Origin of the sequence: Bradyrhizobium sp. CCBAU 45321, assembly GCF_028128975.1 — a bacterium.
Lineage (GTDB): Bacteria > Pseudomonadota > Alphaproteobacteria > Rhizobiales > Xanthobacteraceae > Bradyrhizobium > Bradyrhizobium yuanmingense.
This window is the reverse complement of the sequence record NZ_LFKZ01000119.1, coordinates 1-12389: the sequence shown is the minus strand read 5'-3', so window position 1 is coordinate 12389 and position 12389 is coordinate 1. Positions and strand designations below refer to the sequence as shown.

12 protein-coding genes are annotated in these 12389 nt (G+C 66.1%); 3 read left to right on the top strand and 9 right to left on the bottom strand.

The annotated features are described in order from the left end of the window. Positions 1 to 7 precede the first annotated feature (7 nt). Together ACM43_RS15570 and ACM43_RS15565 are read right to left on the bottom strand one after the other, a co-directional pair. Entirely contained in the window at positions 8 to 1054 is a 1047-nt protein-coding gene (locus ACM43_RS15570) for an ABC transporter substrate-binding protein (protein ID WP_271540985.1), read from the bottom strand. Between the two features lie 30 nt (positions 1055 to 1084). Beyond that, on the bottom strand, positions 1085 to 2179 hold the full coding sequence (locus ACM43_RS15565) for an ABC transporter ATP-binding protein (RefSeq protein ID WP_271511739.1): 1095 nt from the start codon (positions 2177 to 2179) through the stop codon (positions 1085 to 1087). Between the two features lie 89 nt (positions 2180 to 2268). Here ACM43_RS15565 and ACM43_RS15560 point away from each other — a divergent pair, with 89 nt between their 5' ends. Further along, complete coding sequence (locus ACM43_RS15560) at positions 2269 to 3657, top strand: amidase (RefSeq protein ID WP_271540983.1); 1389 nt, start codon at positions 2269 to 2271, stop codon at positions 3655 to 3657. Here ACM43_RS15560 and ACM43_RS15555 read toward each other — a convergent pair whose 3' ends face one another. Then, a complete protein-coding gene (locus ACM43_RS15555; RefSeq protein WP_271540981.1) occupies positions 3658 to 4407 on the bottom strand; it encodes an aspartate/glutamate racemase family protein in 750 nt (249 codons plus the stop codon). It abuts the gene before it with no gap. Between the two features lie 2 nt (positions 4408 to 4409). Then, positions 4410 to 5120 carry a GntR family transcriptional regulator gene (locus ACM43_RS15550; protein WP_271540979.1) on the bottom strand — a complete coding sequence of 237 codons (711 nt, stop codon included), beginning with the start codon at positions 5118 to 5120 and terminating at the stop codon, positions 4410 to 4412. Positions 5121 to 5332: 212 nt separating this feature from the next. On the opposite strand from ACM43_RS15550, the gene ACM43_RS15545 reads away from it, so the two are divergent. Together ACM43_RS15545 and hydA are read left to right on the top strand one after the other, a co-directional pair. Next, positions 5333 to 6073 carry a maleate cis-trans isomerase family protein gene (locus ACM43_RS15545; RefSeq protein ID WP_271540977.1) on the top strand — a complete coding sequence of 247 codons (741 nt, stop codon included), beginning with the start codon at positions 5333 to 5335 and terminating at the stop codon, positions 6071 to 6073. Then, entirely contained in the window at positions 6034 to 7494 is a 1461-nt protein-coding gene (hydA, locus tag ACM43_RS15540; RefSeq protein ID WP_271540975.1) for a dihydropyrimidinase, read from the top strand. The genes ACM43_RS15545 and hydA overlap by 40 nt, the downstream gene beginning before the upstream one ends. Positions 7495 to 7731: 237 nt before the next feature. Here the strand turns inward: hydA and ACM43_RS15535 are convergent, their stop codons facing one another. From ACM43_RS15535 to ACM43_RS15515, 5 genes are all read right to left on the bottom strand, one after another. Beyond that, on the bottom strand, positions 7732 to 8358 hold the full coding sequence (locus tag ACM43_RS15535; RefSeq protein WP_271540972.1) for an FMN-dependent NADH-azoreductase: 627 nt from the start codon (positions 8356 to 8358) through the stop codon (positions 7732 to 7734). Between the two features lie 3 nt (positions 8359 to 8361). Then, on the bottom strand, positions 8362 to 9936 hold the full coding sequence (locus ACM43_RS15530) for an isochorismatase family protein (protein WP_271540970.1): 1575 nt from the start codon (positions 9934 to 9936) through the stop codon (positions 8362 to 8364). A 16-nt stretch (positions 9937 to 9952) separates the two neighbouring features. Then, positions 9953 to 10801, bottom strand: a complete 849-nt coding sequence (locus tag ACM43_RS15525) for an MBL fold metallo-hydrolase (protein WP_157282405.1) — start codon at positions 10799 to 10801, stop codon at positions 9953 to 9955. 30 nt (positions 10802 to 10831) lie between these two features. Next, on the bottom strand, positions 10832 to 11716 hold the full coding sequence (locus tag ACM43_RS15520) for an amidohydrolase family protein (RefSeq protein ID WP_271540968.1): 885 nt from the start codon (positions 11714 to 11716) through the stop codon (positions 10832 to 10834). Next, a partial coding sequence (locus tag ACM43_RS15515) for a VWA domain-containing protein (protein ID WP_271540966.1) occupies positions 11713 to 12389 on the bottom strand: 677 nt, incomplete at its 5' end. The genes ACM43_RS15515 and ACM43_RS15520, both read right to left, overlap by 4 nt.

Sequence of the window (12389 nt, the reverse complement as noted above, 5' to 3'; positions counted from 1 at the left end):
CGAGGTTTTAGATCTTGATCTCGCGGTTGAAGCGTTCGATCCAGGCCGAGCGCTGCTCGTTGATCTTCTTCCAGTCCTGGAACACGAACTTCTTCTTCAGCTCGGCGGTGTCCTTGGCGAGCACACGTGCGATCTCGCCGCCCATCGTCACCTTGGAGTTGGTCGGCACAATCAGGTAGGGCGGATTCATCAGCGTGGTCTGCACCTCCGGCATCAAGGCCGCCTCGATCAGCTTGAAGGCGAGCTCGCGGTTCGGCGAGTTCTTGACGATGTGGATCGTGGTCTTGAAGGCGATGGCGCCTTCCTTCGGTGCCACGAACTCGACTGGCACGCCACGCGCTTTGAGGATCTGGATGGCGTTGAAATTGCCGGGCGAGATGTCGATCTGGCCCTGCTGGAACAGGGTCGCGAGCGCGCCGGGATTGGCGGCGACCGCGGCGAGGTTCGGCTTGAGCTCCTCCAGCGCCTTGAAGCCCGGATCGACGTTGGCCTCCGAGCCGCCGCGCATCTTGGCGATCTCGACCAGCCAGCCGGTGCCGAGCGTCGAGTTGAGGTTGGTGATGCCGACGCGGCCCTTGAACTCCGGCTTCCAGAGATCGGTCCACGATGTCGGCGGCGTCTTGACCGCTTCCGGATTGTAGGTGAGGCCGACGACCTGGAAGAACGGGGCGGGACCCGTCGGCTCCTGCGCCTCGGCAATCAGGTCCTTGTAATAGGCGCTCTTCTCGACCGGATAGGGCTCGACCAGATCCTGGCCGACGGCGACGAGGGCAGGACCCGGATCGTGCAGCATGACGTCGATCGGCGGATTTGCTTTCGCTGCGTTGACCTTGGCGATCTGGTCGACAGAGAGCATGGGATCGAGCACCATCGCGGCGTCCGCATTGGCTTTGCGGAACGCCGGCACCAGCACGGCCTTGTGCGCTTCCTCCCAGCTGCCGGTAAAGGTCGCAAACACCAGCGGACGCGCCTGGGCGTAGCTCAGGCCTGGAAACGCCTTCGTGGCCCCGAGCGTGAGCGCCGTGGTCAGCAGGCTTCTGCGGTTCATGATCATAACAAACTCCCCTCTGGACAAAGGCTGGATCTAAAGTGTTGCGGGAAAGGCGTTGGCGAGCGATGGGGCGAGCGGCGCGAGGCGCACCGCAGCTCCGTTCTCCAGGGCGCGCGTCTCGCCGATGCGCGCCTGAGAAACTTTGACGCCGGAGCCGTCGGCGGTGGTGACCTCGTGCACGACGGTGGCGCCCAGCGGCAGCGACATGCCGACGACGCCGGCAAAGCCGGTCTCGTCGCCGACGAATTGCAGGTGCTCGGGGCGGATGCAGACGGTGACGCGGCCGCCCTCGCTGAGCGCACCGCCTGCGGGACGCGCGATGATCTCCGCGCCGGCATCGAGGCGCACCTTCGCTGCCGTGCGGTCCGCCGAGACCACGACACCGGGCATGCGATTAGTGGAGCCGACGAAGGTGTTGACGAACAGCGTCTGGGGGCGGTCGTAAACGTCCGACGGCGAGCCGAACTGCTCGAGCTTGCCATGGCTCAGCACCGCGACACGATCGGCCATCGACAGCGCTTCTTCCTGGTCGTGCGTCACGATCAGCGTGGTGATGCCGGAGACGCGCTGCAGCCGCTTGACCTCGATCTGCATGTCCAGCCGCAGATTCTTGTCGAGCGCAGCGAAGGGCTCGTCGAGCAGCAGGATCGACGGCTTGATCGCGAGCGCGCGGGCAAGCGCAACGCGTTGCTGCTGGCCGCCAGAGAGCTGCCGCGGCAGCCGCTCGGCCATGGCAGGCAGCTGCACCAGCTCCAGCAGGCGCTGCGCTTCGCGCTGGCGCGTCGCCTTGTCGATGCCGCGGGCGGCGAGGCCGTAGGCGACGTTCTCGCTGATCGACAGGTGCGGGAACAGCGCGTAGTTCTGGAATACGATGCCGACGGCGCGCTTGTTCGGCGGCAGCGCATCGACGATGTCGTCGCCGATGATGATCCTCCCTTGCGTCTGCGCGATGAAGCCGGCGATGATGCGCAGCAGCGTTGTCTTGCCGCAGCCGGACGGGCCGAGCAGGGCGATGATCTCGCCGCCCTTGATGTCGAGATTGATGTTCTCGACCGCAAGCGCGCCACTCGGATACCGGTGGGTGACCGCGTCGACGACGAGCGATCGGCCGCTTGGCGCATCAACCATGGTGTTGCCTCCCGTTGCCCCAGAGGAGAAAGCAAGTCTTGTGCCCCGCACCTGTCGCTTTTCGGCGAGCGTTTTGGCATGGTGGTCCGATGACATCGGACCGATCGATATGCGAGTTCACCGCGACAGAGCTCGCGCGCGCCATTGCGAGGGGCGAAGTGTCCTCCCGCGAGGCCGTCGAAGCGCATCTTGCGCGGATTGCGAGCCTCGACAGCCAATTGGCGGCATTCGTGACTGTGGATACGGACGGCGCCCGCCGCGCCGCGCAGGTGTGCGATGCCGCCGCTGCGCCGATCGGCCCGCTGCACGGCGTGCCGATCGCGATCAAGGACCTCACCGACACTGCGGGACTGGCGACGACTTACGGATCGGTGCTGTTCCGCGATCACGTGCCGGCCGAGGATGATCTCGTCGTGGCGCGGCTGCGGCGCACCGGCGCGATCATTCTGGGCAAAACCAACACGCCGGAGTTCGGCTTCGGCGCGGTCTGCATCAACAGATTGCGCGGGCCGACACGCAATCCGTTCGATCCGGCGCTGACCTCCGGCGGATCGTCCGGCGGCTCTGCTGTCGCGGTCGCATCCGGCATGGTGCCGCTGGCGCAGGGCACCGATTTCGGTGGCTCGGTGCGCACGCCCGCCAGCTTCTGTGACGTCGCTTCGATCCGGCCGACACCCGGCCGCATCCCGTCGCCGCGCCGGCCGCTCGGCTGGGACATGCTGGCGACCCACGGCTTCCTCGCCCGCAATGTCGATGATCTCGAACTCGCGTTGTCGGTCTGCGCCGGAAGCGATGCGAATGATCCGCTCTCGCTCGGTAATGCCGATGATGACCGCCTCATCGCCGGCCATCCTCGGATTGCCGTCACGCCCGATTTCGGTGTGGCGCCCGTTGCGCGCGAGGCTCGTGCGCGTTTCGCTGCGGCGTGCGAGGCGTTCGCGCCTGTTGCCGATGTCGTGCCGTCCTCGCCCGACTGCGGCGGGGCGATCGAAGCCTTCCGCACGCTCCGTGCCGCGCACATCGCCAACGCTTACGGCGTGTTGCTGAGGACGCGGCGTGCGGAGCTGACGCCGACGGTGATCTGGAATATCGAAGCCGGCGCAAACCTGTCCGCGCAGGACTATCTCGACGCCGAGCGGCGCCGCACCGCGATCTACCGCAGCTTTCGCGAGCTGTTTACCGCTGCCGATTTCCTGGTCGCGCCGGCCGCGTCCGTCTTGCCCTGGCCGAATGAAATCGCCGACTTCACGGCCATCGACGGGGCCGCGCTGGAGACGCCGATCGACTATCTCGCCGTGACCTTTATTGTGTCGCTCGTCGGCTTCCCGGTGCTGACTCTGCCGGTGCCGCGCGGGGAGAATGAGCTGCCCTTCGGCATCCAGATCATTGCGCCGCCCGGACGCGAATCCCGCTTGTTTGCCTTCGGCCGCGTGCTCGAGAACGAACTGGGTTTTTCGCATCGCCGGCCGCCTCTCTGATCAGCTGTCGCGATGCTCGAGCCGGGCGGCGAGCGCATCGGCAAGGCCGGTGGTCGGTTTAGCGGCGGGGCGGCGGAAGGTGCCCGCAATGGCCTTGCGCAAATGCAGCGCATGCAGCGCCTCGGCTTGCTTCACTGACGCTATGACCTGATCGACCACAGGGACGGGGATCCGGTCGGCAACGCGCTCGGCAAGGCCCGAGAGCGGGGCGCCGGCAAAGATCAGCACATCGGCCTCGTCCTCGACGATGGCGCGCCGGGCGAGCTCGACCAGCAGGTCTTCCTTCTCGGTGCCGACCTCGGAGATCGCCTGAAACGGCGTATCCAGCATGCGGATGCCGGCGCAGCGCTCCCACAGCCCGTGGGCGCGGACGCATTCCTCGTACCAGGGCCCCAGCGCTTGCGCGAAGGTGACGATGGCAAAGCGGCGTCCGGCCATGCACGCGGTCAGCATCGCGGCTTCCGCCATGCCGACCACGGGAATGTCGAAGGTCTCGCGCGCGGCGAACAGGCCGGGATCGCCGAAGGCCGCGATGATCGCGGCGTCGACGTGTGTGTGCTGCTCCGCAAGCATCTCCAGCGCGATGGCGCCGCCGATCTGCGCCTCGGTGCGCGTGGCGATATAGGGCACGCCGCGGGTCGCGGTGCAGGGGATCAGCTCGGTGCCTTCTGAGGCGGCGCGCCGCCCGACGCCCAGCATCAGCTGCGTGACCTCGGTGCTGGTGTTTGGGTTGAGCAGGAGCAGCTTCATGATCACGCCGCCGGCCGCTTGGCCTGAGAGGCGGCGAGGACTTCCAGCAGCGCCGTACCGGTGCGGGCGACGTGCGCCCTGAGCAGGCGTCCGGCCGCCTCGCCGTCGCGCGCTTCGAGCGCGGCCAGGATGTCGGCGTGCTCGTCGACCGAATTGCTCCAGCGCCTGTCGGCGCCGAGCGCGAGATAGCGCGCGCGCTCGGCGCGGAAGATCAGCGTCTCGTGCGCCTCGCGGAGCGGCGTGTTGCGGGCCATGCGGACGATGGCGTTGTGGATTTCGCCGTTGATCGCGAAATAATCGTCGAGCTTGCCACTGCGGTGATGACCCTCCATCCGGGTCTGCAGCGTGCGCAGGCGGACGAGATCGCGCTCGGTGGCGCGTTCCGCGGCGAGCTCGGCGGCGAGCCGCTCGATTCCGGCGAGCGCCTCGAACAATTCCGAGATGCCGTCGACCGCGATATCGGCAATGCGCGGGCTGCGGTTGGGACGGAGCTCGATCAACCCTTCCGCCGCGAGCACCTTCATCGCCTCGCGCAAGGGGGTGCGCGACACGCCGAGCTCCTTCGACAGCCTGGTCTCCTGAGTCTGCGAGCCCGGCGGCAGCTCGCCGCGAATGATCATCGTCCGCATCCGCGCGGCGGCGCGCTCATGCAGGCCCATCCGCTTGAGCTTGGACGACTTTCGCGCCGGGTTCGTTTCGGATTTTTGCTGCACGCGAGGCTTCCTGCTTGCAACTCATCCTAGCCACACCGAGCCGAACGCGATGCTCAAATAGGCGACGTATGTGGCGTAAAACAAATGCATATCGAACAAATTGTATGCAGTATGCAGTATGCAAATTGCGGGTTGCGCACGGCGCCGGGGATGCCGATGATCGTTTCGAGGGAGCGTTGATGCTCCCTGCGGCAACGGAGCGACTGTGATCGATGTCAGCCATGCGCAAGCGCCTCGGCATGATCACGCCGTCCTCCAACTCGGTGCTCGAGCCCGTCACCAGCGCCATGCTGGCGGGCACCCCCGGCGTCACCGCGCATTTCTCTCGCTTCCGCGTCACCCAGATCGCGCTCGATGCCGCCGCGCTGAGCCAGTTCGATGCCTCGGTGATGCTACCGGCGGCCGATCTGCTGGCCGATGCCAAGGTCGACGCGATCGCCTGGAATGGCACGTCCGCGAGCTGGCTCGGCATCGGCCGCGACCGCAGCCTGTGCGAGGCGATCGCGGCCCGCACGAATGGGCCGGCGACGACATCGACCCTGGCCTGCATCGATGCCGCCCGTGCGCTCGGCGCGAGGCGCATCGGCCTGGTCTCACCCTATACCGACGACGTGCAGCGGCGCATTGCCGACGTCTGGGCCGAGGAGGGGATCGCCCCGCACGCCGAGCGGCATCTCGGCTTGCGCGACAACTTTTCCTTCGGCGAGGTCGCGCCGGCGACGATCGCAGGCATGATACGCGACGTGGCGGCGGAGGGTGCCGACGCGATCGTCATTCTCTGCACCAATCTCGATGGCGCAGCGGTTGCGGCCACGCTGGAGCGGGAGCTGGACATCGCCGTGCTTGATTCTGTCGCGGTCACATTGTGGCGGACCCTCGGCCTTGCCGGCGGCGATGTGAGGGCCCTTGCGCAATGGGGACGGATTTTCCAGACAATGCCAGAGATCAAGTGACGGAGACATCAGTGACGCAGCTCGACCTCGCCATCCGCGGCGGCACCATCGTGACGGCCAGCGACGAGTTTCGCGCCGATATCGGCATTCGCGACGGCCGTATCGTCAGCATCGCCGATAGCATCGAAGGCGCGGCCCGCGAGATCGATGCGACGGGCCTATTGGCGCTGCCGGGCGGCATCGACAGCCACGTCCACATCTCGCAGCCCTCGGGCCCCGACGTGGTGATGGCCGACGATTTTGCCTCGGCGACGCGCGCGGCGGCGGCCGGCGGCAACACCATGGTGCTGCCCTTCGCGCTGCAGGAGAAGGGCACCTCGCTGCGCAGCTGCGTCGAGAACTATCGCAAGCTCGCCGAAGGTGAGTGCTACATCGACACCGCCTTCCATCTCATCATCTCCGACCCGACTGCCGTGGTGCTCGGGCAGGAGCTGCCGGCGCTGGTCAAGGATGGCTACACCTCCTTCAAGGTGTTCATGACCTATGACGACCTCGTGCTCAGCGACAAGCAGTTGCTCGAAGTGTTCGACGTCGCGCGCCGCGAGGAGGCGCTGGTCATGGTCCATTGCGAGGGCTACGACGCCATCCGCTTTCTCACCAGCAAGCTGGAGCGCGAAGGTCATATCGCGCCGTATTATCACGGCACCTCGCGGCCGCAGGCGGTCGAGCGCGAGGCGACGCACCGGGCCATCAGCCATGCCGAGGTGATCGGCGTTCCCATCATGATCGTGCACGTCTCCGGACGCGAGGCGATGGAGCAGGTACGCTGGGCCCAGCAGCGCGGTCTGCCCGTTCATGCCGAGACCTGCCCGCAATACATCACGCTGACGGCCGACGACATGAAAGGCCTCAACATGGACATCACGGGCGCAAAATATGTCTGCTCGCCGCCGCCGCGCGATGTCGAGAGCCAGGAGGCGATCTGGGAGGGCATTACGTCGGGCGTGTTCCAAACCTTCTCGTCCGATCACTGCCCGTTCCGCTACGACGACCGCAAGGGCAAGCTGACGCCGAACGCCCGCACCTCGTTCCGCTGGGTGCCGAACGGCATCCCCGGCGTCGAAACGCGGCTGCCGATTCTGTTCTCCGAAGGCGTCTCGAAGGGCCGCATCACGTTGCAAAAATTCGTCGAGCTGACCGCGACCAATCACGCCCGCATCTACGGCCTCTACCCCCGCAAGGGCTCGATCGGTGTCGGCTTCGATGCCGATATCGTTCTTTGGGATCCCAAGTTGAAGAAGCCGATCCGGCAGGCCGATCTGCATCACGGCGCGGATTACACGCCCTGGGAAGGTTTCGAGGTCACGGGATGGCCGGTGACGACGATCGCCCGGGGACAGGTGGTCTGCAGCCAGGGCCGGATCGTCGGCACCAAAGGCGCAGGCCAGGTGCTGAGCCGGGGCAAATCGAGCCTGATCTGATCCGGCTCGACACGCCGCCATCACGCTTCAAAGCGGAACGGCTTTGGTTGAATCGATGGAAGCGGCTCGTTCACCTCTCCCGCTTGCGGGAGAGGTCGCGTCGAAGGCGCGGGTGAGGGCTTTCTCCTCTTGGGGATTGTCCCATTGCGGAAGCACCCTCTCCCCAGCCCTCTCCCGCAAGCGGGAGAGGGAGTGCACCTCCCTCGTTGCAGCGATCAAGACTAGTCTCATAGCGCTTCAGAAGGTCGCGGCCATTGCAGCGAGCCTTTGATGCGCCCGCTCGCGGGCGGCATCGATCGGCGCTTGCGGTCCCGTGGTTGGACCGATCAGCACGAAGCGGACATTGCTGATCCCAATGAAGCGCAGGATTTCCCGCAAGTAGGGCGTTGCCATATCGATGCGGCCGCGGTTCATGCCGGTGGCAAAATCGCTGCCGCTGGCGATGATGACCAGTGTCGGCCGATCCTGCAGCAGCGGGAGATATCCCTGCGATGGATCGAACCGAAAGGTGAGGCCGGGCTGGACGATGATGTCGAACCACTGCTTGAGCTTGTAGGGAAGGCCGAAGTTCCACATCGGGGTCGAGATCAGCACCCGGTCGGCGAGCGAGAAGCGCAGCGCCATTCGCTCGGCCTCGGCGAAGCTCTGACGTTGCGCCTCGGTGAAGGCTTGAGCCTTCATGCGCGCGTATTTAGCTTCGACGATGGGACCCGCAAACTCCGGCATCCGCTCGCGCCAGATGTCCACGACATCGACGTCCCAATCCGGCCGGGCGTGACGGAAGCCGTCGAGAAAGACCCGCGCGCCGGCCGTCGAGACGGACTCGGCGCGCGGCGAGCAGGACAGGTGCAAGAGCTTTGCCACAGCTCATCCCAGCGCTCTGATCACGGCATCGGCCCTGGTCACGACCGCGACGTTCTGCATCGCGAAGTTGATCGAGGCGTTGTGCCAGTCGGCATTCATGGTCGAGCAGCAATCCTCGGGCACGATCATGAAGTAGCCCTTGTCGGCACCGGTCCGCGCCGTGTGCTCGATCGACATGTTGGTCCAGGCGCCGGTATTGATGATCATGTCGCGGCCGGTCGCTTTCAGGATCGTCTCCAGCCGCGTGCCTTCCCAGGCGCTCATCCGCATCTTCTCGACGACGAAATCGCCGGGCCGGGGCTCGAGGCCCGAAACCGGGGCCGCGCCCCAGCTCCCGCGCACCATCGCCTTGCTGTCGACGAGACCTTCGAACAGCGGAGCGTTCAGCGTGACGCCAGGTGCGCCGGGCTCGACCACGAACCAGACATGGATGATGGTGACGCCGCGGGCGCGTGCGGCTTCCGCCAGGCGCCGCACATTCTCCACGACATGCTGTTGCTTGGCGTGACCGGGCGCGCCGGACTCGGCGAAGGCGCCGCCGTCCATGATGACGTCGTTCTGGAGATCCTGGATGATCATGGCGCAGCGCTGCGGATCGAGCCGCATCTCGCCTTCGGTCAGAATCGGCGCGGCTGGCGATGAGCTATGGCTTGTTCCGCCGCCAGCGCGCCTGCCGCTCATATAGGGCTCATGCCGCGGGCCGACCTTGGTCGGGATCGCATACACCGAATGGGTCGAGGTGAGATAGAGCGTGCGGAAATCCGGCCCGCCCCAGGCGAGGTTGGCGACGAGCTCGGGCACGCGGACCTTGCCGAGCAGTTCGCCGCGCGGCGAATAGACCCAGACCCCGCCGGGGGCGGTGACCCAGACATTGCCGTGCTGATCGCACTTCATGCCGTCGGGCAGACCGGGTTCGAGCTCGGATTTGATGCCGCTCGCAAACACGCGCGCATTGGACAGCGAGCCGTCGCTGCTGACGTCGAACACGCGAATCAGGGCTTGCACCGTGTCGTTGACATAGAGCAGCCTCTCGTCCGGCGAGAAGCATAGCCCGTTCGGCTGGTCGAACAGGCTGCGCTCGACCACGAGCTTCGGCTCGCCGCCCGGCAAGACGCGGTAGACGCCCTGGAAGCCGAGCTGGCGCGGCCGCTCGACGCCGTAGACCGGCATGCGGCCGTACCAGGGATCGGAGAAATAGATCGCGCCGGACGAGTGCACGCAGACGTCGTTCGGGCTGTTGAGCTCCTGGCCGCCGAAATGCGAGGCCAGCACCTCGCGCCGTCCGTCCGGGCGTTCGCGGACCAGCGACGAGGTCGCGTGCTCGCAGACGATCAAATTCAGCTCGGCGTCGTAGGTCATGCCGTTGCATTTGTTCGACGGGCGTTTGACCTCGACGACGCCGCGCCGCGCATCCCAGCGCCGCCGCACGTCGGCCGGCATGTCCGAGAACAGCAGATAATGATCGACCGGATGCCAGATCGGCCCCTCCGTGAAGTCGAAGCCGGTGCCGATCTGTGCGACCGGCGCATAGGGGTCGATCAGGGTCTCGAACTCGCTTCGCAACGTCACATGCGTCATTGGACGATCCTCGACCTCAAGCCGGGAACCAGTTGCGCTGGGGGAGCGACTGCACGATCGGGCCCGGGACCTGATCATGCAGCCGCCCCACGACGTTGCCGCCTTCGATCTTGGCGGGCCGGTCGTGGACCGGGAGCAGGTAGCGCGAATTGCTGAGCAGCTTCTTGATCGCCGCCTTTTCTGCGCGCTTGGTGGTGCCATGGTTGCCGGTGGTGCGCGGCTCCCAATCGTGGATCTCATGGAAAGGCGTGACGATCTGGTCGTTGAAGTCGTAGATCACGTCGCCGCAGATGGTGGCGATGCCATCGGCGGTGTGGACGATGATGTTCATCGAGCCCTCGGTGTGCGCGTTGGCGGCATCGCAATAGACGCCGGGCATCAGCTCGATCGGCCCGGTGATCTCGAGGTCCAGGAAGCGCAGCGCGCTCTTGGTGTGCAGCCTGTCGATCAGGTGCTTGATGTCGGGGGCCGGATATTGCGGATGCATCAGGCCGGAGACGGAATATTCGAGTTCCTTGCGGTTGAGCACGACAGTCGTGTTCATCGGGAACAGATCGTCCTTGCCGGCATGGTCGATGTGCAAATGGGTGTGGCAGACGAAGCGGACGTCGCCCATGCGGACGCCGTGGCGCGCGAGCTGGTTCTCGATCATGTTCTCATGATACTGGAGCCCGCGCATGCCCAGCGTCTCCATGATCTGGTTGGAGCGATAGCCGGTGTCGACGACAACAGGATATTTGCCGCCGAGGATCAGGAAGCCGAGAGTGAGGACGCGGCGGGTGCGGCCGCAGTCGCGGCCGAGCACCAGGAAGCTCGATTCCAGCTCGATATCGCCGTAGTCCAGGATCTTGATCTCCAGCGCCATTCGTTTCCCTCCCGTCTCGTTTCTTGTCTGTCAAAGCCGATAGACGCGCGTCGCGGTCGTCCGGAAGATCGCATCCTGCTGCTCCGCATTGAACGGGGCGGCGGCTGTGCGAAAGGCTCCGACGAGCTCGCGATAACTGGTCCACAATTTCTCGATCGGAAAATTGGAGCCGAACAGGCAGCGCTCGGCGCCGAAGATCGCGACGGTATCAGTGAGCACGGCGGCGATATGCGCGGGATCGTTGCGATGGATGAAGGTGCCGAGCCCGGACAGTTTCGAGATGACGTTCGGACAACTCGCGAGCCGGGCCATCCCGGCGCGCCAGGCCGCCCGTCCAGCCGGCGAGAGATCCTCGAGCATGCCGGCATGCTGGAGGATGAAGGTCACGCCGGGACAGGATTCGGCCAGCTGCGCAGCATCCGGCATCTGCGGCGTGAACACCTGCAAATCGAAGCTCCAGCCGTAATCGGAAAGACGTGCGACGTTGCGACGGATCGTCGGGTCGGTGCAGAGATCCGGACGCGCTGCGAAGCGATAGAGCGGGTTCTCGTGCCAATGCAGCTGCATGCGCACCCCGCGCACCAGCGGATAGCGCTTGAGGCGGTCGAGCTGCGGGCGGACGTCGTCGGCCGCGAAATTGGCGTAGGCGACGATGGCGTGCGGCCAGCCGTGTTCGTCGGCCGTGCGCTGCACCCAGGCAGCCTCCTCCTCGAAATGCTCGGGCGCCCAATTGGTCTGCACATAGACGGAACGGGTGACGCCGCTGTCCTTGAGATCGTCGAGATATTCCTGGATCGGATAATCGCGCCGGATTGGCTCGTACGGTCCGAAGATGCGGGGCTGCATGGGGCCGGTCAGCCAGGGCAGGTCGGCCTGCCGCCAGATGTGATGATGGCCGTCGACAATATTGTTCACGCAGCTCTCCTTCCCAGTGCCAGGACGTGGGCGACGATCGATGCGCTCGACCCGCCGTCCACGAGATCGTCGACGAAGCGTTCGATCGCGACCAGCGCTTCTGTCTGCGGACGGAACGCGGGGCCTGTTGCGAGCGGCGTCAGCCAGCTCAGCCGCCACGCCCGCCGCGATAGTTTCGCGACGGCGTCGCGAAGGGCGTCCGGCTCGCCGCGCTCGAGCCCGTCGGAGACGATGATCACAGCGGCGCCGCGGGCGTAGCCGCCGAACCTCGGGACCGCCAGAAACGCCTGCAGCGCGTCGCCGATCCGGGTGCCGCCGTCCCAGTCGCTGACCAGATGCGCCGCGGCGCTGAGCGCCTGCTCGCGCCGTTTTAGCCGCAGCGCGCGGGTGACACGGGTCAGCCGCGTGCCGAAGGTGAAGACCTCGACATTGGGCGCGGCCTGCACCAGCGCATGAGCAAGCTTCATGTTCTCCTCGGTGCGGCTTTTCATCGAGCCGGAGACGTCGATCAGCAGCAGGACCTTCCGCGGGCGTCGCCGCCGCTTCATGTGACCGAGCCGCAGGATCTCGCCGTCGCTGCGGACAGAGTCGCGTAAAGTGCGGCGCAGGTCGGCGAAGGGGCCGCGGCGCGCCCGCATGCGGCGGTGGCCGCGCCGCCGCGGCAGGCGCCGCG

What these genes read in the sequence shown, in the direction of transcription:
- hydA (WP_271540975.1), top strand. Translation starts at nt 6,034, where the DNA reads ATGGGGACGGATTTTCCAGACAATGCCAGAGATCAAGTGACGGAGACA.
- ACM43_RS15545 (WP_271540977.1), top strand. Translation starts at nt 5,333, where the DNA reads ATGTCAGCCATGCGCAAGCGCCTCGGCATGATCACGCCGTCCTCCAAC.
- ACM43_RS15525 (WP_157282405.1), bottom strand. Translation starts at nt 10,801, where the DNA reads ATGGCGCTGGAGATCAAGATCCTGGACTACGGCGATATCGAGCTGGAA.
- ACM43_RS15530 (WP_271540970.1), bottom strand. Translation starts at nt 9,936, where the DNA reads ATGACGCATGTGACGTTGCGAAGCGAGTTCGAGACCCTGATCGACCCC.
- ACM43_RS15570 (WP_271540985.1), bottom strand. Translation starts at nt 1,054, where the DNA reads ATGATCATGAACCGCAGAAGCCTGCTGACCACGGCGCTCACGCTCGGG.
- ACM43_RS15560 (WP_271540983.1), top strand. Translation starts at nt 2,269, where the DNA reads ATGACATCGGACCGATCGATATGCGAGTTCACCGCGACAGAGCTCGCG.
- ACM43_RS15555 (WP_271540981.1), bottom strand. Translation starts at nt 4,407, where the DNA reads ATGAAGCTGCTCCTGCTCAACCCAAACACCAGCACCGAGGTCACGCAG.
- ACM43_RS15565 (WP_271511739.1), bottom strand. Translation starts at nt 2,179, where the DNA reads ATGGTTGATGCGCCAAGCGGCCGATCGCTCGTCGTCGACGCGGTCACC.